Annotated in this window: 23 protein-coding genes and 2 pseudogenes; 11 read left to right on the top strand and 14 right to left on the bottom strand. The window is 70.4% G+C overall.

Annotated features, from left to right (window positions below):
• Positions 1–61 precede the first annotated feature (61 nt).
• A pseudogene (locus tag ACVW19_RS19585) lies at positions 62–551 on the bottom strand (protein kinase domain-containing protein); the annotation flags it as partial.
• Between the two features lie 98 nt (positions 552–649).
• Positions 650–1,498 carry a menaquinone biosynthetic enzyme MqnA/MqnD family protein gene (locus tag ACVW19_RS19580; protein WP_457460638.1) on the bottom strand — a complete coding sequence of 283 codons (849 nt, stop codon included), beginning with the start codon at positions 1,496–1,498 and terminating at the stop codon, positions 650–652.
• 422 nt (positions 1,499–1,920) lie between these two features.
• Between ACVW19_RS19580 and ACVW19_RS19575 the strand changes: the two genes are divergently transcribed.
• Positions 1,921–2,124 (top strand): cold-shock protein, encoded by a 204-nt coding sequence (locus ACVW19_RS19575; protein WP_003992177.1) that lies wholly within the window; start codon positions 1,921–1,923, stop codon positions 2,122–2,124.
• Between the two features lie 151 nt (positions 2,125–2,275).
• Positions 2,276–2,947, top strand: a complete 672-nt coding sequence (locus ACVW19_RS19570; RefSeq protein ID WP_457460637.1) for a class I SAM-dependent methyltransferase — start codon at positions 2,276–2,278, stop codon at positions 2,945–2,947.
• 194 nt (positions 2,948–3,141) lie between these two features.
• Here ACVW19_RS19570 and ACVW19_RS19565 read toward each other — a convergent pair whose 3' ends face one another.
• The 8 genes from ACVW19_RS19565 to ACVW19_RS19530 form a co-directional block, all read right to left on the bottom strand.
• Positions 3,142–3,867: a TetR/AcrR family transcriptional regulator gene (locus tag ACVW19_RS19565; RefSeq protein ID WP_457460636.1), complete on the bottom strand. Its 726-nt coding sequence runs from the start codon at positions 3,865–3,867 to the stop codon at positions 3,142–3,144.
• 120 nt (positions 3,868–3,987) lie between these two features.
• On the bottom strand, positions 3,988–5,310 hold the full coding sequence (locus ACVW19_RS19560; protein ID WP_457460635.1) for a dicarboxylate/amino acid:cation symporter: 1,323 nt from the start codon (positions 5,308–5,310) through the stop codon (positions 3,988–3,990).
• A 135-nt stretch (positions 5,311–5,445) separates the two neighbouring features.
• Complete coding sequence (locus tag ACVW19_RS19555) at positions 5,446–5,532, bottom strand: putative leader peptide (protein WP_457464687.1); 87 nt, start codon at positions 5,530–5,532, stop codon at positions 5,446–5,448.
• Positions 5,533–5,718: 186 nt separating this feature from the next.
• The gene (locus ACVW19_RS19550; protein ID WP_457460634.1) at positions 5,719–6,063 is read right to left on the bottom strand and encodes a DUF4229 domain-containing protein; all 345 of its coding nucleotides are present in this window, start codon (positions 6,061–6,063) and stop codon (positions 5,719–5,721) included.
• Positions 6,064–6,155: 92 nt separating this feature from the next.
• The gene (locus tag ACVW19_RS19545) at positions 6,156–6,680 is read right to left on the bottom strand and encodes an N-acetyltransferase family protein (RefSeq protein WP_457460633.1); all 525 of its coding nucleotides are present in this window, start codon (positions 6,678–6,680) and stop codon (positions 6,156–6,158) included.
• A gap of 15 nt (positions 6,681–6,695) precedes the next feature.
• On the bottom strand, positions 6,696–7,859 hold the full coding sequence (mqnE, locus tag ACVW19_RS19540; RefSeq protein ID WP_457460632.1) for an aminofutalosine synthase MqnE: 1,164 nt from the start codon (positions 7,857–7,859) through the stop codon (positions 6,696–6,698).
• A 69-nt stretch (positions 7,860–7,928) separates the two neighbouring features.
• The gene (locus ACVW19_RS19535) at positions 7,929–8,387 is read right to left on the bottom strand and encodes an Lrp/AsnC family transcriptional regulator (RefSeq protein ID WP_457460631.1); all 459 of its coding nucleotides are present in this window, start codon (positions 8,385–8,387) and stop codon (positions 7,929–7,931) included.
• A 158-nt stretch (positions 8,388–8,545) separates the two neighbouring features.
• Positions 8,546–9,232, bottom strand: coding sequence for a UbiX family flavin prenyltransferase (locus tag ACVW19_RS19530; protein ID WP_457460630.1), 687 nt, complete (start codon positions 9,230–9,232; stop codon positions 8,546–8,548).
• Positions 9,233–9,382: 150 nt separating this feature from the next.
• Here ACVW19_RS19530 and ACVW19_RS19525 point away from each other — a divergent pair, with 150 nt between their 5' ends.
• Positions 9,383–9,928: a rhomboid family intramembrane serine protease gene (locus tag ACVW19_RS19525; RefSeq protein WP_457464685.1), complete on the top strand. Its 546-nt coding sequence runs from the start codon at positions 9,383–9,385 to the stop codon at positions 9,926–9,928.
• Between the two features lie 144 nt (positions 9,929–10,072).
• On the opposite strand, the gene mqnP is transcribed toward ACVW19_RS19525, so the two are convergent.
• Positions 10,073–10,978 (bottom strand): menaquinone biosynthesis prenyltransferase MqnP, encoded by a 906-nt coding sequence (gene mqnP, locus ACVW19_RS19520; RefSeq protein ID WP_457460629.1) that lies wholly within the window; start codon positions 10,976–10,978, stop codon positions 10,073–10,075.
• The gene (locus ACVW19_RS19515; protein ID WP_457460628.1) at positions 10,975–12,426 is read right to left on the bottom strand and encodes a menaquinone biosynthesis decarboxylase; all 1,452 of its coding nucleotides are present in this window, start codon (positions 12,424–12,426) and stop codon (positions 10,975–10,977) included. The genes mqnP and ACVW19_RS19515 overlap by 4 nt, the downstream gene beginning before the upstream one ends.
• Positions 12,427–12,519: 93 nt before the next feature.
• On the opposite strand from ACVW19_RS19515, the gene ACVW19_RS19510 reads away from it, so the two are divergent.
• A complete protein-coding gene (locus tag ACVW19_RS19510) occupies positions 12,520–12,861 on the top strand; it encodes a PLD nuclease N-terminal domain-containing protein (protein WP_457460627.1) in 342 nt (113 codons plus the stop codon).
• 51 nt (positions 12,862–12,912) lie between these two features.
• Here the strand turns inward: ACVW19_RS19510 and ACVW19_RS19505 are convergent.
• Together ACVW19_RS19505 and ACVW19_RS19500 are read right to left on the bottom strand one after the other, a co-directional pair.
• Positions 12,913–13,685 (bottom strand): annotated as a pseudogene (locus tag ACVW19_RS19505) (CDP-alcohol phosphatidyltransferase family protein).
• Between the two features lie 258 nt (positions 13,686–13,943).
• Positions 13,944–14,558, bottom strand: coding sequence for a hypothetical protein (locus ACVW19_RS19500; RefSeq protein WP_457460626.1), 615 nt, complete (start codon positions 14,556–14,558; stop codon positions 13,944–13,946).
• 507 nt (positions 14,559–15,065) lie between these two features.
• Between ACVW19_RS19500 and hemL the strand changes: the two genes are divergently transcribed.
• The 7 genes from hemL (at position 15,066) to ccsB (ending at position 23,000) form a co-directional block, all read left to right on the top strand.
• Positions 15,066–16,382, top strand: a complete 1,317-nt coding sequence (hemL, locus tag ACVW19_RS19495; RefSeq protein WP_457460625.1) for a glutamate-1-semialdehyde 2,1-aminomutase — start codon at positions 15,066–15,068, stop codon at positions 16,380–16,382.
• Positions 16,379–17,068 carry a histidine phosphatase family protein gene (locus ACVW19_RS19490; protein WP_457460624.1) on the top strand — a complete coding sequence of 230 codons (690 nt, stop codon included), beginning with the start codon at positions 16,379–16,381 and terminating at the stop codon, positions 17,066–17,068. Before hemL ends, ACVW19_RS19490 begins: the two co-directional genes overlap by 4 nt.
• Before the next feature lie 168 nt (positions 17,069–17,236).
• Entirely contained in the window at positions 17,237–18,544 is a 1,308-nt protein-coding gene (locus tag ACVW19_RS19485; protein ID WP_457464684.1) for a hypothetical protein, read from the top strand.
• A 111-nt stretch (positions 18,545–18,655) separates the two neighbouring features.
• Positions 18,656–19,285, top strand: coding sequence for a TlpA family protein disulfide reductase (locus tag ACVW19_RS19480; RefSeq protein WP_457460623.1), 630 nt, complete (start codon positions 18,656–18,658; stop codon positions 19,283–19,285).
• Position 19,286: 1 nt separating this feature from the next.
• Positions 19,287–20,081: a cytochrome c biogenesis CcdA family protein gene (locus ACVW19_RS19475; protein ID WP_457460622.1), complete on the top strand. Its 795-nt coding sequence runs from the start codon at positions 19,287–19,289 to the stop codon at positions 20,079–20,081.
• Positions 20,082–20,085: 4 nt separating this feature from the next.
• On the top strand, positions 20,086–21,843 hold the full coding sequence (resB, locus tag ACVW19_RS19470; RefSeq protein WP_457460621.1) for a cytochrome c biogenesis protein ResB: 1,758 nt from the start codon (positions 20,086–20,088) through the stop codon (positions 21,841–21,843).
• Positions 21,840–23,000, top strand: coding sequence for a c-type cytochrome biogenesis protein CcsB (ccsB, locus tag ACVW19_RS19465; protein ID WP_457460620.1), 1,161 nt, complete (start codon positions 21,840–21,842; stop codon positions 22,998–23,000). The genes resB and ccsB overlap by 4 nt, the downstream gene beginning before the upstream one ends.
• Positions 23,001–23,037: the final 37 nt, after the last annotated feature.

The following is a 23,037-nucleotide window of genomic DNA, read 5'->3' as shown; positions in this document are numbered from 1 at the left end:
AAGTGACAGCTGTGACCAGTGGAGTTACGGGTGCCCAGCGAGAAGACGTACGTCACGCCCGTGACGCCCTTGCCCATCCGCTCGGGCGACAGTCGCTCAACAGCGGTCCTCCCAGGGCGAGAAGGACGCTCGACGACTTCACGTCCCTGTGCACCACGCCCAGTTCGTGCACCGCCGCCAGCGCCTCGCCCGGACCCGCGGCCAACTCCCTTACGGTGTGGGCGGGCAGGGGGCCGCCGTGCGTGACCGCCGCCGCGAGGGACGGGCCCGCCGCGTAGGCGGTGGCGACCCACGGCACCCGGGCGTCGGGGGCGGCGTCCAGGACGGGGCCGTCCGGGCGCCGTCCACCCGGCACGCGGCCTCGGTCTCGCGCCGGAACCTGGCACGAACTCCCCGTCCGGCGCGAAGTGCGGGTGCACGATCTTGACCGCGACCGTACGGCCGCCGGCGCCGCGGCCCGGGTGGACCCGGCCCATGCCGCCCGCACCGAGCCTGCCGAGCAGCCGGCACGGCCCCACGGCCGCGGGCTCGTCGACATCGAGCGGCCGCACGGAGTCCGCCCCGTCCGTCCCGTCCCCCGTGGCCGACCCTCCCCCGTCCCGCTCGTACTCAGGCGTCCGTCAGCGGGGAGCGGGTCGTCGCCGTGTCCTCACGGCTGCAGCAGGTCGACCTTCACGTCCGCCGCGAAGCCCGTCGTCGGCCCCACCCGGCGGGCGAACTCCGTGACCGCCGCCAGCTGCGGGGGCCCGAAGCTGAAGTCGAGGGTGGTGAAGTACTGGGCCAGGGTCTTCTCGTCGAAGGACTCCCAGCGGGCCGCCTGCTCGGCGACCTTGCCGACCTCCTCCAGGGAGAGGTTGCGGGAGGCGAGGAAGGCCTCGTGCACCTGGCGGGTGATGGCCGGCTCGCGCTCCAGGTAGTCGCGACGCGCCGCCCAGACGGCGAACACGAACGGCAGCCCCGTCCACTCCTTCCACAGCGCGCCCAGGTCGTACACGTCGAGCCCGTAGCGGGGCCCCTCGACCATGTTCGCGCGCAGTGCCGCGTCGCCGATGAGGACGGCCGCGTCGGCCTCCTGCATCATCAGACTGAGGTCGGGCGGACACGTGTAGTAGTCGGGCTTCACGCCGTACCGCTCGGCGAGCAGGAGCTGGGCGAGGCGTACGGAGGTGCGCGAGGTCGAGCCGAGAGCGACCCGGGCGCCGTCCAGCCGCTCCAGCGGGACCTGCGAGACGATCACGCACGACATCACCGGGCCGTCGCAGCCGACGGCGATGTCGGGGAAGGCGACCAGCCGGTCGGCGTGCTTGAGGAACTCGACCAGGGTGATCGGCCCGATGTCGAGATCTCCCTGCACGAGCTTCTCGCTGAGCTTCTCGGGGGTGTCCTTCGACAGCTCGAAGTCGAGGAGAGTGCCCGTTCTCGCGAGCCCCCAGTAGAGGGGCATGCAGTTCAGGAACTGAATGTGTCCGACGCGCGGCCGGGTGCGAGGATTGTCCACATCGCGAGGCTAGCCCTCATGCCGTGGGGTGGGTGCTCCGGGCCCCCGACGTCGACTCCGCACCCGTCGGGCATATGCCGGTACCGGTCCGGCATATACCTGACATCGATCCGCCATCCACCCGCCATCGCCTCGTCTTCCACCCGACAACCGCCCGACATCTGCCCGACATCCGCTCCCACACATGGGACGGCAGTGACGTTGAAACATTCGGGTGACGTGATCTTGACCTCTATTGCGCGCGGGCGGTCGCGTGCTAGGCTCGTCCGCAAGTTGCAGTTTGGTTTCCCTTGCAGTACAGAGCCTGCGGAGCATGTGACCGCGGGCTCTCGTCGTTCTCAGACGGATGCGATTGTGCGGAATTGGTCTTCACACTTGCTGGGTTCTGGAGCAGGGCAACCCTTTGGGCCCAAGGAGGGCTTATGGCTACCGGAACCGTGAAGTGGTTCAACGCCGAAAAGGGCTTTGGTTTCATCGCCCAGGAAGGCGGCGGCCCCGACGTCTTCGTCCACTACTCCGCGATCAACGCGAGCGGCTTCCGCTCCCTCGAGGAGAACCAGCAGGTGTCCTTCGACGTCACGCAGGGCCCCAAGGGCCCGCAGGCGGAGAACGTCACCCCGGTCTGATCCTCGCCGATCCGGGAACGACTAGCAGTACCCAAGGAGCCCCGCGCCGTCAGGCGAAAGGGGCTCCTGCCTTTTCTCCCCGGCTCCCCGGCTCCCCGCATCAGCCACGCACCCACCCCACTGTCAGTGGCCGCGGCTAGGCTCCCTGCCCGTGACCGATGCCACCCGCGCCTTCTACGACGCCATCGCCGAGGACTACGCCGACCACTTCCGTGACGTTTTCGCCGCACAGCCGCTGGAGCTGGCGCTGCTGACCGGGTTCGCCGGGCTCGTCGGAGCCGGCGGGGCCGGCGGGGCCGGCGGGGCCGGCGGGGAGGTCGCCGACCTGGGGTGCGGCCCCGGATGGGTGACGGCCCACCTGGCCTCCTGCGGCCTGAACGTCTTCGGCCTCGACCTGTCGGAATCGATGATCGGGGTCGCCCGCCGCGAGAACCCGGGCCTGCGTTTCGAGCAGGGCTCGATGCTGGAGCCGGGCCTCCCCGACGGCAGCCTGGCCGGCGTCGTCTCCTGGTACTCCAGCATCCACACCCCGCAGGACGAGCTGCCGGCCCTGTTCGCCGGGTTCCGCCGGATCCTGGCACCCGGGGGACATCTGCTGCTCGCCTTCCAGGCCGGAGAGGAAGCCCGACGCCTAGAGCGTCCGTTCGGCCACCCGGTCGTCCTGGACTTCCTGCGCCGCCGCCCGGACCGGATGGCGGATCTCCTGGAGGAGGCCGGGTTCACCCTCGTCCTGCGTTCCGAACGCGCGGCGGACGAAGCGCAGGGCGAGTCGACCCCCCAGGCCTTCCTGATCGCCCGCACACCACCCGCCGACGGCTCGTGAACCGCCTCCCCTTCTCCCCTGTACAGCCCCTCCACCTCCATCGCGAAGTAGCGGAGGACCGTGTCGCGCCGCGCACGGCCTCCCTGAGGCCGTGACGGTGCGCGCCGAGTTCACCGCGCCGGTCCTGCTGCCGGGCGCGGTGACGTACGGGCTCAGGACGGGCGCCTCGAGCCGTGCGGCCCCGGCGACCGCCTTCACCTGACCGGGGAGGTCCGCCCGGCGTGAGTGACCGGGCCGGCGTCGGCGGCACTGCCCTCCGCGCCCTCCGCGCCGTCCGCGCCGTCGGGCGGTGACCAGCGGCGGCCCGCCATCAGGTCGCCCAGCCCTTCCCAGGAGAAGTTCATCAAGGTGGCCGACGCCTGCCGGGCCGTGACGCCGGGGGTGGCGTTGGCCCAGTCGGCGAGCGCCTCGGCGGCGCCGACCAGGGCCTCCGCGAGCCCGGAGACCTCGCCGCCGGGGAGGTCGGGCTTTCGGTGCGCTTCGCGGGCGGCGGCAAGGATCAGCTCGGTCACGAAGGCCACGACCTCCGCGCGCATCGTGGCGACCTCGGCGGCGAAGACCTCGCCGTGCGTGCGGGCCTGGAGGTGCAGCACGGCCCAGGCGTCCGGGTGCCGCGCGGTGTGGGTGAAGAACGCCGTCAGGCCCGACCAGAGTTGGCGGTCCGCAGGCAGTTCGGGACTCGCGCCCGCGCGCACCGCCTCGATCAGCGCCGTCGCCTCACGGCGGATGCACGCGGTGAACAGCTCTTCCTTGGAGTTCAGATACAGATAGACCAACGGCTTGGACACACCCGCCAGTTCGGCGATCTCGTCCATCGACGCGGCCGTGTACCCGCGGCGGCCGAAGGTCCGCACAGCGGCGTCCAGCATCTGCTGTTCGCGGACCGCCCGCGGCATCCGCTTGCTCTTCACGGCACCCATACGGATCAGCCTACGGGCCCGTGACGCCCTCCCGGTCCCGCCGGGAGGGGGCGCCACGGGGGCGACGGACGCCCCGGGCACGTCGCGACGCGCCCGCCGTACGGGGCGTCCGGGCGCCGGTCAGACGGCGGCGACCGGCACCCGCCCGGGCTCCTCGGCCGGGGTGGTCTCGACGGGCGAGGAGTGGACCGAGTCGTAGGCGTCGCGGTCGAGCAGGCCCTCGCGTGCGGAGACGACGACCGGGATCAGGGCCTGCCCGGCGACGTTGGTCGCGGTGCGGATCATGTCCACGATCGGGTCGATGGCGAGGAGCAGGCCGACGCCCTCCAGGGGCAGGCCGAGCGTGGAGAGAGTGAGGGTCAGCATCACCGTCGCGCCGGTGAGGCCGGCCGTGGCGGCGGAGCCGACCACCGAGACGAAGGCGATCAGCAGGTAGTCGCCCACGCCCAGCGGGACGTCGAAGATCTGGGCGACGAAGATCGCGGCGATGGCGGGGTAGACCGCGGCGCAGCCGTCCATCTTCGTGGTCGCCCCGAACGGGACGGCGAACGACGCGTACTCCTTGGGCACGCCGAGGCGCTCGGTGACCTTCTGGGTGAGCGGCATGGTGCCGACGGAGGAGCGGGAGACGAAGGCCAGCTGGATCGCGGGCCAGGCGCCCTTGAAGAACTGGACCGGGTTGACCTTGGCGACGCCCGCGAGCAGCGCCGGGTAGACGCCGAACAGGACGATCAGGCAGCCGATGTAGACGTCGGCGGTGAAGGTCGCGTACTGGCCGATCAGGTCCCAGCCGTAGGTCGCGATGGCGTTTCCGATGAGGCCGAGGGTGCCGAGCGGGGCGAGGCGGATGACCCACCACAGCGCCTTCTGGAGGAGTTCGAGGACGGACTCGCTCAAGGTGAGGATCGGCTGGGCCTTCTCGCCGAGCTGGAGGGCGGCGACACCGGCGACTACGGCCAGGAAGACGATCTGCAGCACGTTCAGCTCGGTGAACGGTGTGATCACGTCGGTCGGCACGATGCCGGTCAGGAAGTCGAGCCAGGAGCCGGTCTTCTCGGGCGTCCCGCCGTCCGCGGGGGTGAGTCCGGTGCCCGCGCCGGGGTTGGTGACCAGGCCGATCACCAGGCCGATGGTCACCGCGATCAGCGAGGTGACCAGGAACCAGAGGAGGGTGCGCGAGGCCAGCCGGGCCGCGTTGTTGACCTTCCGCAGGTTGGTGATGGAGACCAGGATCGCGAAGAAGACGAGCGGTGCCACGGCCAGCTTGAGCAGGCCGATGAAGACACCGCCGGTCTTCTCCAGGGCCGTGACCAGCCAGGTGACGTCCTGGCTGCGGCCGAGCCAGCCGAGCAGGGCGCCCAGGACGAGGCCGGCGAGTATCTGGGCCCAGAAGGGGGCCCTTATGGGCAGCTTGAAGGACTTCGTGTTCGTGGACACGGACATGCTCCGTCGTGGGGAGGGGGAATGCGTGAGGACGGGACGTAGCGCCGGGGCAGCGGGGCGCCGAGGACGTGGGAAGCGCCGTGCACGGGAGGGTCGGGCCTCCGTGGGCGTCAGGACGTCAGGGCGCCGGGAACGTCAGGGGTGACAGTGCGCGGTGGTGACCCGGCAGAGGTCCACGTGCAGGCGTGCCACGAGGGGGACCCTCCGGGGTGCGGGGAACACGGCTGCTGACTTCACCCCACGACCTTAACACCTGCCCTTTGAGGCCCTCAAAGCCTTACTTTGAGAGGTGGAGATCGAAAAATACCCGCACAACACAAAGCACCCCGGTTTCCATGGGTGTTACGGAAACCGGGGTGCCGGACGACGAGGGGTGGAGCGGCGCACGGGTGGGGGAACTCACACCGCCTACGAGGTCTGCGTCTGCCCCTGCTGGGTCTGGCCCTGGCTCTGAGGCTGGCTCTGCGTCTGGGTGCGGGCGGCGTCGTCGGCCACGTCCTCCTGGTTGCGGTTGGCCTCCAGGTTGGCCTTCACCCGGTCGACCCGCCGCACGATCCGCTCCGAGGCCCGGTCCCGCTCCTTGCGCAGCACGACGAGGCTGATCGGGGCCGAGATCAGCAGGGCCAGCAGGATGATCCACAGACCGTTGGAGTCGCCGAGGCCACGCGGGGCGAGGCCGGTGTAGACGAGGCCCCAGACGACCAGGAGGCAGCCCACGAAGATCCCGAAGCGCATCAACGTGTAGCGGAGCATCTCATCCACTCTCCCGGACGAACGGTCAGAACGTGTCCCAATGGGACATCCTCCAGTGAAGCACGCCCGCCCCCGGAACCCCCGGGCGGGGGTCAGGCGAGCGGCAGCAGCATGACGACGTCGTCCCGCTCGTCGCCCGGGGCCACCCGGATCGCGCCGGGGATCCGGCCGACCTCCTTGTAGCCGCAGGAGCCGTAGAACCGCTCCAGGCCGAGCCCGCCACGGCAGGTGAGCCGTATCCCCTCGATGCCGGGGAGGGTGCGGGCGGCCCGTTCCGCGGCGGCGAGCAGGTCACGGCCGTATCCCTTGCCCTGGTGGCAGGGGTGGACCATCACCGTGTACAGCCAGAGCCAGTGGGTCATCAGCCGGTGGGTGTTGAGGGTGAGGAACGCCGTCGCGGCCACCCGCCCCTGTTCGTCGTACCCGACGAGCAGCCGGGACCGCTCCTCGGCCATCGCCACGAACTGCCGCACCAGTTCCGGGCGGACCTCGTCCCGCGTCACCGGCGGCACGAAGCCGACGGCACCGCCCGCGTCGGTGACGTCGACCCACAACTCCAGGATGCCGTCACGGAGTTCCGGAGTGACGGGCGGATCCAGTGTGAAAACGAGAGGCACGGTGGGGATTCTCCCTCAGACCCGCATCGGCTGCGGCGACTCGCGGCGGGCGGGGTCGGCGGCGTCGTACTCGCGGATGATCTCGTACCGCGTGTTGCGCTCCACGGGGCGGAAACCGGCGTCACGGATCAGGTCCAGCAGGTCCTCGCGGGTGAGCTTGTCCGGCGTGCCGAAGTCGTCCGCGTCATGGGTGATCTTGTACTCGACGACGGAGCCGTCCATGTCGTCCGCGCCGTACTGGAGGGCGAGTTGGGCGGTGTTGACGCCGTGCATCACCCAGAAGACCTTGACGTGCGGGACGTTGTCGAAGAGGAGACGGGAGACGGCGAACGTCTTCAGCGCCTCGGCACCGGTCGCCATCTGCGTCCTGGCCTGGAGGCGATTGCGGATCTTGCCGTCCTTCATGTCCACGAAGTCGTGCTGGTAGCGCAGCGGGATGAAGACCTGGAAACCGCCGGTCTCGTCCTGGAGTTCACGCAGCCGCAGCACGTGGTCGACGCGGTGGCGGGGCTCCTCGATGTGGCCGTAGAGCATGGTGCAGGGCGTCTTCAGCCCCTTCTCGTGCGCCAGTCGGTGGATCCGCGACCAGTCCTCCCAGTGGGTGCGGTGGTCGACGATGTGCTGCCGGACCTCCCAGTCGAAGATCTCCGCGCCGCCGCCGGTGAGGGACTCGAGCCCGGCGTCGATCAGTTCGTCGAGGATCTCGGAGGCGGACATCCCGGAGATGGTCTCGAAGTGGTGGATCTCGGTGGCGGTGAACGCCTTCAGGGACACGTCCGGCAGCGCGGCCTTCAACTCGCGCAGGGAACGCGGGTAGTAGCGCCACGGCAGGTTCGGGTGGAGCCCGTTGACGATGTGCAGCTCGGTGAGGTTCTCCGCCTCCATCTCCTTCGCGAGCCTCACCGCCTCCTCGATCCGCATCGTGTACGCGTCCTTCTCCCCCGGCTTGCGCTGGAAGGAGCAGTACGCGCAGGAGGCGGTGCACACGTTGGTCATGTTGAGGTGGCGGTTGACGTTGAAGTGGACGACGTCGCCGTTCTTCCGCGTCCGCACCTCGTGCGCCAGCCCGCCCAGCCAGGCCAGGTCGTCCGACTCGTACAGCGCGATGCCGTCCTCGCGGGACAGCCGCTCACCGGAGCGGACCTTCTCCTCCAGCTCGCGCTTGAGCCCGACGTCCATGCCGATACCTCTTTTCTGAGTTTCCTGAGAGAGACCCTGAGACAGACTCCGCCCACCGTAACGCCCCGGCTACCGGACCTCTTCGGGCAGCTCACCGACGCGGTTCTCCCACTTCGTGGAGAGCACGATGGTGGTGCGGGTCCGGGAGACGCCCTTGGTGCCGGACAGCCGGCGGATGGTCCGCTCCAGCCCGTCCACGTCGGCCGCCCGCACCTTGAGCATGTAGGAGTCCTCGCCGGCGATGAACCAGCAGTCCTCGATCTCCCCCAGGTCCTTCAGCCGCTGCGCCACGTCCTCGTGGTCGGCGGCGTCGGAGAGCGAGATGCCGATCAGGGCCGTCACCCCGAGGCCGAGCGAGGCGGCGTCCACGGTGGCGCGGTAGCCGGTGATGACGCCGGCCGCCTCCAGCCGGTTGATGCGGTCGGTGACGCTGGGGCCCGACAGTCCGACGAGGCGCCCCAGCTCGGCGTAGGAGGCCCGGCCGTTCTCTCTCAGGGCCTGGATGAGCTGCCTGTCCACCGCGTCCATGCGATCGAAGCCTTCCACTGAAGAGTCTGGAGTTTGCTGAGAGGTGGTTCGGGTGGTTCGGGTGTTGCTGCTGGCGCTCTTGGTGCTGCTGTGGGTGCCGGTGCCGCGACGGGCTCCGCGGACGCGAAGGGCTCGGGGGGCCTCCGGCCTCCTCGGGCTCACTCGGTACGGGTGGACCCGCCGCCGAGTTCGCCCTTCCACCTGCGGTAGAGCGTGTGCTCGACGCCCGCCGCGTCGAGCACGCGTCCGGCGACGAAGTCCACCAGGTCCTGGATGTGCGTCGCACCCGCGTAGAAGCCCGGCGAGGCGGGCACCACGGCCGCACCCGCGTCGTCGAGGGTGACCAGGTGCCGCAGGGTCTGGCCGTTCAGCGGGGTCTCCCGGACGGCCACGACCAGCTTGCGCCCCTCCTTCAGGACCACGCTCGCCGCCCGCTGCAACAGGTCCTTGGACAGCCCGAGCGCCACCCCGGCCACACAGGCCGTGGAGGCGGGCACGATCAGCATGCCCTTGCTCGGATACGAGCCGGAGGAGGGGCCCGCCGCGAGGTCACCGGCGGCCCAGTGCCGTACGCCGTCGAGGTCCACGGCGAAGGTGCCGGGCTTGCCGTCCGCTCCCCGGGACAGCCACTCCCGCAGGTCGTCGCGCCAGTGGGCGTCCCTGAAGGAGAGGCCGGTCTCGTCCAGCAGGGTGAGCCGCGAGGCACGGCTGACGACGAGGTCGACGCTCTCCCCCGCCTGGAGGAGCGCACGGAGCACGGCTGCCGCATACGGCGTGCCGGAAGCGCCGGACACCCCCAGGATCCAAGGCGTTCGGGTCGTCTCTCCTGGCTTGAGATGGTTCACGACACCGAGCCTATCCGGCATGGTGGGGTGGGAACCGGGCAAGGGGGCCGGTCCGTTCCCCAGGCGGACGATCGGACGGAGGGGGTTGCCGTGTCCAACACCGGTTCACCGTGGTCGGGGCGCGAGCGGGCGAAGACGGCGGCCGTGGTGATGGCGGCCTGGGTGGCGCTGCTGTGGCTGCTGGAAGTGGTCGACACGGCCTCCGGGCATGCTCTGGACGACTTCGGGGTCGTACCGCGCACGACCTCGGAGCTGGCCGACGTCGTCCCCTCCGCCTTCATCCACTTCGGCTTCGCCCATGTCGCGGCGAACAGCGTGCCGCTGCTGGTGCTCGGCTTCCTCGCCGCCCTCGGCGGTCTGCGCCGGTTCGCCGCCGTGTGCGCGCTGATCATCGTGGCCGACGGGCTGGGGGTGTGGCTCATAGCCCCGGCGCACACCAACACCGCGGGCGCCTCCGGCCTGATCTTCGGCCTCTTCGGCTTCCTGCTGTGCAGTGGCTTCGTGGAGCGCCGGCCGATGGGCGTCGTGGTCGGGGTGCTGGTCGGCGCGGTCTGGGGCGGCTCGATCCTCGCGGGCATCGCCCCCGGCCAGACCGGCGTCAGCTGGCAGGGCCACCTCATCGGCCTGCTGGCCGGCGTGGCGGCGGCCTTCCTGTTCCGCCGCGCACCCGAACGCCGGGAGGCGCTCACCGTGTGAGGCCGGGGTCCGGTGTGTGCGCCCTGCCCAGGCCGACGGCTCCGAACGGTCGTCCCCGCATGCGCGGGAGCACGAGGGGAGCCCACGGCCCGCTCGTGCTCCCGCAGCCGAAAACGCCGAAACCGAGCAGACCGCCCGAAAGGGCTACAAGGTGAGCCCCCGCACCAGCAGATCGAGCAGCGCGCAGACGAACAGCGCGATGCCGATGAAGCCGTTGACGCTGAAGAACGCCCGGTTCAGGCGGGTCAGGTCGGTCGGGCGGACGATGGTGTGTTCGTAGACGAAGGCGCCCGCGACGATCAGGAGGCCGAGCCAGAAGAAGGCTCCGGCGTCGGTGAGGACCGCGTACCAGACGAACAGGGCCGTCGTCACGACGTGGCAGGCGCGGGCGCCCCAGATGGCGGCCGGGATGCCGAAGCGGGCCGGGACCGACTTCACGCCGACCTCGCGGTCGGTGTCGACGTCCTGGCAGGCGTAGATCAGGTCGAAGCCGCCGATCCAGATGCCGACCGCGAGGCCGAGGACGACCGCCTCCCAGGACCAGGCGCCGGTGATCGCCAGCCAGCCGCCGACCGGTCCCATGGCCTGGGCGAGGCCCAGTATGGCCTGCGGGAAGTTGGTGAACCGCTTGCCGTACGGATAGACCACCATCGGGATCACCGCGACCGGCGCGAGGGCCAGGCAGAGCGGGTTGAGCAGGGCCGCCGCGACCAGGAACACCACGAGGGCGATCAGCGCGCCGGTCCACGCGTGCTTCACCGACACCGCGCCGGTGACCAGCTCGCGGTGGGCGGTGCGCGGGTTACGGGCGTCGATCTCGCGGTCGATGATCCGGTTGGCGGCCATCGCGAAGGTGCGCAGGCCGACCATGGCGATCGTGACCAGGAGCAGTCGGCCCCAGTGGATGTTCCTGTCCCACTCGTACATCGCGGTGAGGGCCGCGATGTAGGCGAAGGGGAGGGCGAAGACCGAGTGCTCGATCATCACCAGGCGCAGGAACGCCTTCGTGCGCCCCGGCTGCCGCGGGAGCGCGGCGGAGGCCGACGTCACAGTCCGTACTCCTTCCAGCGGCGGTCGACCAGCGCCGCCGTGGCCGGGTCGGACTCGACCATGTCGGGCCAGCCGCCGTCGCGCGTGTACCCCTCCTCGGGCCACTTCTTCGTCGCGTCGATGCCCGCCTTGCCGCCCCAGAACTGCTGGTAGGAGGCGTGGTCGAGATGGTCGACGGGGCCTTCGACGAGGCTGAGGTCGCGGGCGTAGTCGGTGTTGCCGAGCGCGCGCCAGGCGACCTCGTGCAGGTCGTGCACGTCGCAGTCGGAGTCGACGACCACGATCAGCTTGGTCAGCGACATCATGTGGGCGCCCCAGACCGCGTGCATCACCTTCTGGGCGTGCTTGGGGTACTTCTTGTCGATCGAGATGATCGCGCAGTTGTGGAAGCCGCCCGCCTCGGGGAGGTGGTAGTCCACGATGTCCGGGATGATGATCTTGAGGAGGGGGAGGAAGAAGCGCTCGGTGGCGCGGCCCAGCGGACCGTCCTCCGTCGGCGGCCGGCCGACCACGATCGACTGGAGCAGCGGGCGCTTGCGCATCGTGACGCAGTCGATCTTCAGGGCGGGGAACGGTTCCTGCGGCGTGTAGAAGCCGGTGTGGTCGCCGAACGGGCCCTCGGGGAGCATCTCCCCCGGCTCCAGCCAGCCCTCGATGACGACCTCGGCCTGCGCCGGGACCTGGAGCGGGACCGTCTTGCAGTCGACCATCTCGATCCGCCTGCCCTGCACGAACCCGGCGAACAGGTACTCGTCGATGTCGCCGGGGAGCGGCGCCGTGGAGGCGTACGTCACGGCGGGCGGGCAGCCGAAGGCGATGGCGACCGGGAGCCGTTCACCGCGCCGGGCCGCCACCTGGTAGTGGTTGTGGCTGTCCTTGTGGATCTGCCAGTGCATGCCGATGGTGCGCTTGTCGTGGCGCTGGAGCCGGTACAGACCGAGGTTGCGGACGCCCGTCTCGGGGTCCTTGGTGTGGGTCAGGCCCAGGTTGAAGAAGGAGCCGCCGTCCTTGGGCCAGGTGAACAGGGCGGGGAGCCGGTCGAGGTCCACGTCGTCGCCGTGCAGGACGACCTCGTGCACCGGGGCGTCCTTCACCTTCTTCGGCGGTACGTGGGTCATCGAGCCGAGCTTGCCGAACGCCTCGCGCACACCGATGAAGCCCTGGGGCAGCTCGGGCTTGAGCAGACCGCCGATCTTCTCGCTGATCTCGCCGTACGACTTCAGGCCGAGCGCCTTCAGCAGTCGGCGGTCGGTGCCGTACACGTTCATCGCGAGGGGCATGCTCGAGCCGCGCACGTTCTCGAAGAGCAGTGCGGGACCGCCGGCCTTCTGCACCCGGTCGACGATCTCACCGACCTCGAGATGCGGGTCGACCTCTGCCTTGACGCGCTTGAGGTCGCCCTCGCGCTCCAGGGCCCTCAGCAGGGAGCGAAGATCGTCGTAAGCCATGGGGCCAAGTATCCCCGAGCGGCTACCCTTGCCAGGTACCTGGGGGCTGTGGCTGTGCCGACGTCCCCGACGACCCCTTCTCTGGAGAGGCCCATGCTCCGGGTGCTGATGTTCCTCGTCCCCCTCGCGCTGAGCGTCTACGCGTTCATCGACTGCATCAGCACGAAGGACGAGGACATTCGTCACATGCCCAAACCGCTGTGGGCGATCCTCGTGCTGCTGTTCCCGCTCGTCGGTTCGATCTCGTGGATCATCGCCGGCAAGAAGCGGCACCCGTTGGGCGCGGGCGGCCAGATCGGTTCCGCCTGGAGCCGGGGCGGCGGTCGGCAGCAGTGGGTCGCCCCGGACGACAACCCCGACTTCCTCAAATCGCTGAACGAGGAGAAGAACCGGGACGCGGACGACAGCCAGGGCGACAAGGGCGACAAGGGCTAGGGCACGGACGGCCCGGACGGCCCGGGCCGCGACGAGTCGGAGTGCGTCGGCTCAGCGCAGGCGCGACGAGGACAGGATCGACAGCAGGTGGGCCGGGACCATCAGCCAGGTGATCACGGCCAGCGCGCCCAGCGCCGCGCCCAGCGGGTCGGCTCGATGCCGCCGGTCACCGCGTCGGCGACCGCCGCGACCAGCAGGACGAGGGAGGCCTCGATGCCGTTGGTCACCCGGTGGATCTTGAAGGCGGCGGCGATGCGGCGCACGGTGGCCACGCCCTGCGAGCGCGGGCGGGTCGACTCGTCGTCGGCGACGGCCAGTCCGCGCCGGGCGCGGGCGACGTCCACCAGGTCGGTGGAGGCCTTGAGCAGGACGACCCCGAGGGCGGTGGCGATGCCCACCGACAGCCAGCCGCCGACGCCGGACTCGGCGGCCCGGTAGCCGGCGCCCGCCAGCAGTGCCGCGTCGGCGAGATACGCGCCGAGCCGGTCGACGTAGATGCCGGTCGCGCTGTTCTGGCCCTTCCAGCGGGCGACCTCGCCGTCCACGCAGTCGAAGAGCAGGAACAGCTGCATGAGGATCACGGCGAGGACCGCACCGGTCAGGCCGGGGATCATCAGCGCGGCGCCGGCGGCGACCCCGCACACGACCATGGTCCAGGTCAGCTGGTCCGGGGTGACCGGGGTGCGCACCAGCTGGCGGGTCGCACGCAGCGAGATCCGGCGCATGTAGAGGCGGCCCGCCCAGTGTTCGCCGTTCCGGCTCGCCAGCTTGGCCTGCGGCTGGCAGACCTCCCGCAGCTCCTCCAACGCCGGAGCAGCACCCATGACGTTCCTCCCACCCGGGCCCGACCGCCGCTCACGCGGCGATGATCGAGCCAGCAGGCTACGCCTCCGTGCTCTCCCGGACGCGGGAGGGAGCGTCAAGGCGCTCGCCCGGCGTGACCCGACCTCACAAGCCGGGGCATATCGGCGCCCTCGCCGGACCCATGTGCCCTCAGTGCGCCCCGGCCGCCCGGCGGGCCCCCTCGGGACATGCGGAGGGCGGGGTCCGAAAACCCCGCCCGAAACCAGTGAAATCCCAGGTCAGGGCCACACCAGGCAGTACGCCTGATGCCCCGCCTCGTGCAGCCGGTGGCTGAAGTCCTGCCACTCGTGCAGCAGTTGGTAGACGTTGAAGGCGTCGCTGGGGCCGCCGCGGTCGGGGACCGTGGACCAGATGAAGGCGGCCGCGCCCACCGCCTCCTCGCCGATGTCGCGGAGTCGGTCGACGGCCGTCATCGGGAGCTTCACGACCGCGTAGTCGGGATGCAGGACGACCAGCTCCAGCGGCGGCACCTTGTGCAGGGGGACGCCCTCGATGCCGGTGAGGACCATGGCGGCCATCGTCTCCGGCTTGATCTTGGTGAACATGCCGCCCATGCCGAGCTCGTCGCCGCCGAGCTCCTCGGGGCGCATCGAGATCGGGACGCGGGCGGCGGTGGCGCCGTCCGGCGCGCCGAAGTACTTGTAGGTCACCCCCACTCGCCCACCCATCCTGCTCCCCGCACTCGACGGGTCGATCGACTCGGCCTCGCCCGGAGCACCGTGTGCCCGCCGGGCCTTGTCGACCTCTTCCGCCTCGCGCCGGTGCCTTCCCCGCCGGGAACGCCGAGGACCGAGGTCGTCAGTCCCCTCGCCCAGTCCGCCACCGCGATGCATATCTCCACCCGACTGCTTTTCTAGGCCGCGTGGCGCCGCCGCGCAACCCGATCATCGTGTCAGTGACCTCCCCCACGGCCGCCCGCCGAAACGTGCGGTGTTGCATCTGCCCGCGGGACCTTCCCAGCGTCCGGCCGCTTTGGGCCGGGTGAGCTGTGTCTACTCGGACGCCAGTTTCGCAGATCACGGGCGATCCGGGACCGGATGTCCCCGCAGGTGGCCGGATACCCGAGCCCGTGGCCGGTCGTGTGGGGCGACCGTACGAAACAGTCGTGCGAATGGTTGTACGAACGGATGGGGTCGGATGACTCAGTCGGCCACCCGGGCGGCCACCCGGGCGGCCACCCGGGCGGCCGCTCGGCCGGTGGTCGCCCCGGCCGTCCCCGGACCCGCCCGGAGCCGCTCCCTCCCCCGGCCTCCGGCCCTCCGCTCCCGCCTGGCCTACCCTGAACAGGTCACTCGCACCCCGAGTCCGAGATGTCGGAGAGGTCGGAGAAGTCGCAGGTCATGAGCGAACTGCCATACCCATACGAAGCCCAAGCCTCGCAGGCGCTGTTCGACCGTGCCGCGGCCGTCACCCCCGGTGGCGTGAATTCGCCGGTGCGTGCCTTCCGCGCCGTCGGCGGCACGCCCCGGTTCATGGTGTCCGGCACCGGCCCGTACCTGACCGACGCCGACGGACGGGAGTACGTCGACCTGGTCTGCTCCTGGGGGCCGATGATCCTCGGGCACGCGCACCCCGAGGTGGTCGCCGCCGTGCAGGAGGCCGTCACGCGCGGAACCTCCTTCGGCACGCCGGGGGAGGGCGAGGTCGCGCTCGCCGAGGAGATGGTCGCCCGGGTCGAGCCGCTGGAGCAGGTCCGGCTGGTGTCCAGCGGCACCGAGGCCACCATGTCGGCGATCCGGCTCGCCCGCGGCTTCACGCAGCGCGCCAAGGTGATCAAGTTCGCCGGGTGCTACCACGGCCACGTCGACGCGCTGCTGGCCGCCGCGGGGTCGGGTCTCGCCACGTTCGCGCTGCCGGACACCCCCGGTGTCACGGGGGCCCAGGCCGGCGACACGATCGTCCTGCCGTACAACGACCTCGACGCCGTGCACGCGGCCTTCGCCGCGCACCCCGGCGAGATCGCCTGTGTGATCACCGAGGCGTCCCCGGGCAACATGGGCGTCGTACCGCCGCTGCCCGGGTTCAACCAGGGACTCAAGGACGCCTGCGCCGCGAACGGCGCGCTGTACGTCTCCGACGAGGTGATGACCGGGTTCCGCACCAGCCGCGCCGGGTGGTACGGCGTCGACGGTGTGCGGCCCGACCTGATGACCTTCGGCAAGGTGATGGGCGGCGGCTTCCCGGCCGCGGCCTTCGGCGGGCGGGCCGACGTCATGGCGCACCTCGCCCCCGCCGGGCCCGTCTACCAGGCCGGCACCCTCTCCGGCAACCCCGTCGCCACCGCCGCCGGGCTCGCCCAGCTCCGGCTGCTCGACGACGCCGCCTACGCCAAGGTCGACGCCGTCTCCGCGCGGATCCAGTCCCTCGTCACCGAGGCGCTGACCAAGGAGGGCGTGGCGCACACGCTGCAGAACGCCTCCAACATGTTCTCCGTCTTCTTCACCGACCGACCGGTGCGCACCTACGAGGACGCCAAGGCGCAGGAGTCCTTCCGCTACACCGCCTTCTTCCACTCCCTCCTCGCGAACGGCGTCCACCTGCCGCCCTCGTCCTTCGAGGCCTGGTTCGTGTCCACCGCGCACGACGACCGGGCCGTCCAGCGGATCGCCGACGCCCTCCCGGCGGCGGCCCGAGCGGCGGCGGAGGCGACGGCGTGAGCACCGGGAACAAGAACGACCTCACCGTCGTCCACCTGCTGCGGCACGGCGAGGTCGCCAACCCGGAAGGCGTCCTCTACGGCCGGCTCCCCGGCTACCAGCTCTCCGAGCTGGGCCGGCGGATGGCCGAACGGGTCGGCGAGCACCTCGCCTCCCGGGACGTCGTCCACGTCGGCGCCTCCCCGCTGGAGCGGGCGCAGGAGACGGCCCAGCCGATCGCCAAGGCGCACGGCCTGGACATCGCCACCGACGAACGGCTGATCGAGGCCGACAACGTCTTCCAGGGCAAGACCTTCGGCGTCGGCGACGGCGCGCTGCGCCGGCCCGAGAACTGGAAGCACCTCGTCAACCCGTTCAAGCCGTCCTGGGGCGAGCCGTACATCGAGCAGGTCGTCCGCATGATGGGCGCGCTGGACGCGGCCAAGGACGCGGCGCGCGGTCACGAGGCGGTGCTGGTCAGCCATCAGCTGCCGATCTGGATCGTGCGGTCCTACGCCGAGAAGCGGCGGCTGTGGCACGACCCGCGCAAGCGGCAGTGCACGCTGGCCTCGCTGACCACCTTCACCTACCGGGGGGACAGGATCGTCTCCGTCGGCTACAGCGAGCCGGCCCGCGATCTCGTCCCCGCCCACCTCCTCGCCGGCGCCAAGCCGGTGAAGGGGAAGGGGAAGGCCTTCGGGGCCTAGGGCCTCAGGCAGGGTGGGCGTTCCGGCGGCCGCATGACACCCCCGTGACGATCGTTGCCAAACCTCCGCACTCCACGGGAACCCCTGTTCGCGTCACGTCCTCTGAATGAGTGACCACCAGAGGACGTGACGAACGGGGATGTCATGCGCACTCTCACACGCAGGGGAATGCTCGGGCTCGGCGCGGGGGCCGCCGCGGCGGTGTCGCTGGCCGGCTGCGGCGGCGCCACCGGCCCGAGCGGTACGAGCCGCGCCGGGGGTTCCGGTGGTTCCGACGAGAGCGGCGGGGGCGGCCGTACGGGCACGCCGAAGCCGACGAAGACCGCCCGGCCGATCGGCGACGGCTCCACCGCCTTCACCGGCAAGCAGCCCCACCAGCCCGCCAGGCCGGTGCCGCTGGAGCCGGGTCAGTCCCCGCCGCAGTTCGTCGTCTTCTCCTGGGACGGGGCCGGCGAGGTCGGCAACGGGCTCTTCCCGCGCTTCCTGGACCTCGCCGAGGAGCACGAGGCGCACATGACGTTCTTCCTCTCCGGGCTGTATCTGCTGCCCGAGTCGAAGAAGCGGCTGTACGACCCGCCGAACAACCCGCGCGGCGCCTCCGACATCGGCTACCTCACCGACGACCACATCAAGGACACGCTGAGGAACGTCCGCCGCGCCTGGCTCGAGGGCCATGAGATCGGCACCCACTTCAACGGCCACTTCTGCGCCGGCTCCGGCAGCGTCGGCAACTGGACGCCGCAGCAGTGGCGCAGCGAGATAGACCAGGCGAAGTCGTTCGTGAAGGAGTGGCGGACCAACTCCGGCTGGACCGACCTGCCGTCGCTGCCGTTCGACTACGACAAGGAACTCGTCGGCGGCCGCACGCCCTGTCTGCTCGGCCAGGACAACCTGCTGACCACCGCCCGCGATCTCGGCTGGCGCTACGACGCCTCCTCGCCCGGCGGCCGCCAGGTCTGGCCGTCGAAGCGGGACGGCATATGGGACCTTCCGCTGCAGCAGATACCTTTTCCCGGACGCTCCTTCGAGGTCCTGTCGATGGACTACAACATCCTCGCCAACCAGTCCGTCAACTCCACCAACGCGCCCGCCCACCACCACCCGGGCTGGCGCAAGCAGGCGGCCCAGGCGTACATATCGGGCTTCGAGCGGGCCTACGGGACGAACCGGGCACCCTTCTTCGTCGGCAACCACTTCGAGCAGTGGAACGGCGGCATCTACATGGACGCGGTGGAGGAAGCCCTCAAGCACATCGCGCGGGCGAGGGAGAAGGGCGGCGACGTGCGCATCGTCTCCTTCCGGCAGTTCACCGACTGGCTGGACGCGCAGCGGCCCGAGGTGCTGGAGCGGCTGCGCACCCTGGACGTCGGGCAGGAGCCGGCCGGCGGCTGGCAGGGCTTCCTGAAGGGTGCCGGCAGCACCGCCGGGAGCGGGGAACCGAGCGCCACCGGGGCAGAGAAACCGAGCGGCGCCTGACCCGAGAACCCGGCGGCGCCTGACAGGGCATCCGAGCCGGGCCGATATGCGGGTTTCCGTCCGCGAGGGGGGTGGGCAAGATCCCCAGAACGGGCATGCGAAACTTTTCACATGAGTGCCGCCAGCCGTGCCCCCCAGCGCGCGAATCGCGCCACCCGCGTCCGCCGCCGTGCCGCCCTGACCGTGGGCACCGCCGTGGCCGCCCTGCTGGTCTCCGCGTGCGGTTCCGGCGGAACCTCGGGCGGGGGCGGCAACACCAACTTCGTCACCGGCGCCGACGGCATCTCCACCGTCGCCAAGGGCGAGCGCGTCGCCGCGCCCGACCTGTCCGGCGAGACGCTCGGGGGCGAGCCCCTCGACGTCGCCGACTTCCAGGGCAAGGTCGTCGTCCTCAACATCTGGGGCTCCTGGTGCAACCCGTGCCGCGCGGAGGCCAAGTACTTCGCCAAGGTGTCCGAGGAGTACGCCGACCGGGGCGTGCAGTTCGTCGGCATCAACACCCGCGACGGCAGCGTCGGCTCGGCGCTCGCCTTCGAGAAGGACTTCGGCATCACCTACCCGAGCCTGTACGACCCCACGGGCAAGCTGATGCTCCGCTTCGAGAAGGGCACCCTCAACCCGCAGGCGGTCCCCTCCACCCTGATCCTGGACCGTGACGGGAAGATCGCGTCCCGCTCGCTGACCGCGCTCAGCGAGGAACGGCTGCTGAAGATGCTCAAGCCGGTCGTCGCGGAGAAGTGACGTGACCACCCTCACCACGCTCGCCGCCGGCACGGCCTCCCTCGCCGCCGACCAGGTCTACAACGGCACGGTGCTCAACGGCGCCCTGCTGGTGGCGCTGCCCATCGCCCTGCTCGGCGGGCTCGTCTCCTTCTTCTCGCCCTGCGTGCTGCCGCTGGTCCCCGGCTACCTCTCCTATGTGACCGGCATGTCCGGCACCGACCTCGCCGAGGCCCGGCGCGGGCGGATGGCCGCCGGTGCCTCCCTGTTCGTGCTCGGCTTCACCGTCGTGTTCGTCTCCGGCGGGGCTTTCTTCGGCTACTTCGGGCAGACGCTGCAGGAGTATCAGGGCGTCCTGTCCAAGGTGCTCGGTGTCCTCATGATTCTCCTGGGCGTCTTCTTCATGGGGTTGATGCCACGGCTCACCCAGCGCGAGTTCCGCTTTCACCGACGTCCGGCAGCCGGTCTGGCCGGAGCGCCTGTGCTGGGCGCGCTGTTCGGGATCGGCTGGACCCCCTGCATCGGCCCGACGCTTGCCTCCGTCACAGCCTTGTCCTTCAACGGGGCCACCGCCGGCCGCGGCGCGGTACTGACGGTCGCGTACTGCCTTGGCCTTGGCCTGCCGTTCGTGCTTACCGCGATCGCCTTCCGCAAGGCGCTCGGAGTTTTCGGCTGGGTCAAGCGGCACTATGTCTGGGTGATGCGTATCGGCGGCACCATGATGGTCGTGACCGGTGTGCTGCTGCTGACCGGCGCGTGGGACAGTCTCGTGGCGGAGATGCAGACCTGGTCCAACGGCTTCACGGTGGGGATCTGACCCGATGAGCAACACCACGACCGGCAAGACCTTGAAGGTCGGCGACGATCAGGACCTGGATGTCGCCGGCTCCCAGTTGTCCACGGCTCCCACCGAGGAGCCGCCCGTTCTGCCTTCCCTGGGCGTCATCGGCTGGGCCCGCTGGTTCTGGCGGCAGCTCACCTCCATGCGGGTCGCCCTGCTGCTGCTCCTCCTGCTGTCGCTGGCCGCGATCCCCGGCTCGCTCATCCCGCAGACCGGCATCGACAAGACCCAGGTCGACGACTTCCGCGAGCGGCACGACGTCCTCGCACCGATCTACGACAAGCTCGGCCTGTTCAACGTCTACAGCTCGGTGTGGTTCTCGGCGATCTACATCCTGCTGTTCGTCTCCCTCATCGGCTGCATCGTGCCCCGCACCTGGCAGTTCGTCGGCCAGTTGCGCGGCCGTCCGCCGGGCGCCCCCCGGCGGCTGACCCGGCTGCCCGCCTACACCACCTGGCGCACCGAGGCCGAGCCCGAGCAGGTCCGTGAGGCCGCCCTGGCCCTGCTGCGGAAGCGCCGCTTCCGCGCCCACCGGGCCGGTGACGCCGTCGCCGCCGAGAAGGGCTATCTGCGGGAGGTCGGCAACCTCACCTTCCACATCGCCCTGATCGTGATGCTGATCGCCTTCGCCTGGGGCCAGTTGTTCAAGTCCGAGGGCAACAAGCTGATCGTCGAGGGCCAGGGCTTCGCCAACACGCTCACGCAGTACGACGACTTCAAGTCCGGCAACCTCTTCGACGTCGCCGACCTGGAGCCGTTCAGCTTCACCGTGAAGTCCTTCACCGGCACGTACGAGCCCGCCGGCCCCAACAAGGGCACCCCGCGCACGTACGAGACCGAGCTGATCTACAGCGAGGGCGCCTACGGCAAGGAGAAGACGACCACCGTCGAGGTGAACAAGCCGCTGAAGGTCGGCGACGCCAAGGTCTACCTCGTCAGCCACGGCTACGCGCCCGTCGTCACCGTCCGCGACGGCGAGGGCAAGGTCGTCTTCAAGGACGCCGTGCCGCTGCTGCCGCTCGACGCCAACGTCACCTCCTCCGGTGTGGTCAAGGTCCTCGACGGCTACCGCAACCCCGAGGGCAAGAAGGAACAGCTCGGCTTCAACGCCTTCTTCGTGCCCACCTTCGGCGGCTCGGCCACCGGCACGATGCTCTCCCAGTTCCCGGCACTGGACTACCCGGTGCTCGCACTCTCCGCCTACCACGGCGACCTGAAGGCCGACGCCGGCATTCCGCAGAGCGTCTACCAGATGGACAAGACCAAGATGAAGGAGTTCAAGGACTCCGAGGGCGAGCTGTTCAAGAAGCTGCTGATGCCCGGCGAGACCATGACCCTCCCGGACGGTGCCGGCTCGGTCACCTTCGAGAAGGAGATCAGGGAGTGGGCCGGCTTCCAGGTCGTCCAGGAACCGGGCGGCGGCTGGGCCCTCGCCGGTTCCCTCTTCGCGATCGGCGGCCTCGCCTGCTCCCTGTTCGTCCAGCGGCGCCGTGTGTGGGTGCGCGCGGTCGAGGGCCCCGACGGCGTCACCGTCGTCGAGATGGCCGGGCTCGGCCGCAGCGAGTCCGCCAAGGTGCCCGAGGAACTCGGCGACCTGGCCGGAATCCTCTACGACCAGGCTCCCGGTGTCCCCGACGCCGATGACGGCTCCGATGACAACACCGCCGACGACCACGCAGCATCCGCCGATTCCCCCGACCCCCAAGCCACATCTGCCGAAGGGGCTGAGAAGCCTTGACTCTCGCCGCCGCAACCGATCTGGCCACCGCCACAAGCCTGGCCGCCGCGCACAACGAGAACCTCGCGGAGATCAGCAACGTGCTGGTCTACTCCGCGATGGCGGTCTACACCCTGGCCTTCCTGGCGTACATCGCCGAATGGATCTTCGGCAGCCGCAGCAAGGTCGCCCGCACCGCCGCCGCGCTCACCCCCCGGGCACAGGCGGCCGGGAAGGCGGCCGGGAAGACCCCCGCCGTCACCGTCGACAAGGCGGGCGGCACCGCAGTGCTGGAGCGGCCGAAGGTCGTCGTACGGGCCGGGGCCGGCACCCGTGACGTGCCCGACGGGCCCGGGGCGCACGGCGGGGACGAGCAGGGCGACCTCTTCGGGCGGATCGCCGTCTCCTTCACGGTGCTCGCCTTCGTGATCGAGTTCGGTGGTGTGCTCACCCGGGCGCTGTCCGTGCAGCGGGCGCCCTGGGGCAACATGTACGAGTTCAACATCACCTTCACCACCACCGCCGTCGGCGTGTACCTCCTGCTGCTGGCGCTGAAGAAGAACGTGCGCTGGCTCGGGCTGTTCCTGACCACGACCGTGCTTCTCGACCTCGGTGTCGCCATCACCGTCCTGTACACCGAGAGCGACCAGCTGGTCCCCGCGCTCGACTCGTACTGGATGTACATCCACGTCTCCACCGCGATCCTGTGCGGCGCGGTCTTCTACGTCGGCGCGGTCGGCACGATCCTGTACCTGTTCAAGGACTCCTACGAGGGCAAGCTCGCGCGCGGCGGCAAGCCCGGCGCCTTCGCCACCTCCGTCATGGAGCGGCTGCCCGCCTCCGCCTCGCTCGACAAGTTCGCCTACCGCGTCAACGCGGCCGTCTTCCCGCTGTGGACGTTCACGATCATCGCGGGCGCCATCTGGGCCGGCGACGCCTGGGGCCGCTACTGGGGCTGGGACCCCAAGGAGACCTGGTCCTTCATCACCTGGGTCGCCTACGCCGGCTACCTGCACGCCCGCGCCACCGCCGGCTGGAAGGGCCGCAAGGCCGCCTACCTGGCGCTGGCCGCCTTCTGCTGCTGGCTGTTCAACTACTACGGCGTGAACATCTTCGTCTCCGGCAAGCACTCCTACGCCGACGTCGGCCTGGGCGTCCTGCGGTCCGTCGGTTTCTGATCCGTGTACCGCGAAGGCCGGTTCCCGTGACCTGGGT

The sequence above is a fragment of the Streptomyces sp. TE5632 genome, assembly GCF_054061295.1.
The sequence above is the reverse complement of the archived record's forward strand: the minus strand, read 5'-3'. Positions and strand labels throughout refer to the sequence as shown.

What these genes read in the sequence shown, in the direction of transcription:
- resB (WP_457460621.1), top strand. Translation starts at nt 20,086, where the DNA reads ATGAGCAACACCACGACCGGCAAGACCTTGAAGGTCGGCGACGATCAG.
- ACVW19_RS19550 (WP_457460634.1), bottom strand. Translation starts at nt 6,063, where the DNA reads ATGCTCCGCTACACGTTGATGCGCTTCGGGATCTTCGTGGGCTGCCTC.
- ACVW19_RS19480 (WP_457460623.1), top strand. Translation starts at nt 18,656, where the DNA reads ATGAGTGCCGCCAGCCGTGCCCCCCAGCGCGCGAATCGCGCCACCCGC.
- mqnE (WP_457460632.1), bottom strand. Translation starts at nt 7,859, where the DNA reads ATGGACGTCGGGCTCAAGCGCGAGCTGGAGGAGAAGGTCCGCTCCGGT.
- ACVW19_RS19510 (WP_457460627.1), top strand. Translation starts at nt 12,520, where the DNA reads ATGCTCCGGGTGCTGATGTTCCTCGTCCCCCTCGCGCTGAGCGTCTAC.
- ACVW19_RS19535 (WP_457460631.1), bottom strand. Translation starts at nt 8,387, where the DNA reads ATGGACGCGGTGGACAGGCAGCTCATCCAGGCCCTGAGAGAGAACGGC.
- ACVW19_RS19500 (WP_457460626.1), bottom strand. Translation starts at nt 14,558, where the DNA reads ATGCATCGCGGTGGCGGACTGGGCGAGGGGACTGACGACCTCGGTCCT.
- ACVW19_RS19575 (WP_003992177.1), top strand. Translation starts at nt 1,921, where the DNA reads ATGGCTACCGGAACCGTGAAGTGGTTCAACGCCGAAAAGGGCTTTGGT.
- ACVW19_RS19565 (WP_457460636.1), bottom strand. Translation starts at nt 3,867, where the DNA reads ATGGGTGCCGTGAAGAGCAAGCGGATGCCGCGGGCGGTCCGCGAACAG.
- ACVW19_RS19560 (WP_457460635.1), bottom strand. Translation starts at nt 5,310, where the DNA reads ATGTCCGTGTCCACGAACACGAAGTCCTTCAAGCTGCCCATAAGGGCC.
- hemL (WP_457460625.1), top strand. Translation starts at nt 15,066, where the DNA reads ATGAGCGAACTGCCATACCCATACGAAGCCCAAGCCTCGCAGGCGCTG.
- ACVW19_RS19485 (WP_457464684.1), top strand. Translation starts at nt 17,237, where the DNA reads ATGCTCGGGCTCGGCGCGGGGGCCGCCGCGGCGGTGTCGCTGGCCGGC.
- ACVW19_RS19515 (WP_457460628.1), bottom strand. Translation starts at nt 12,426, where the DNA reads ATGGCTTACGACGATCTTCGCTCCCTGCTGAGGGCCCTGGAGCGCGAG.
- ACVW19_RS19525 (WP_457464685.1), top strand. Translation starts at nt 9,383, where the DNA reads ATGGCGGCCTGGGTGGCGCTGCTGTGGCTGCTGGAAGTGGTCGACACG.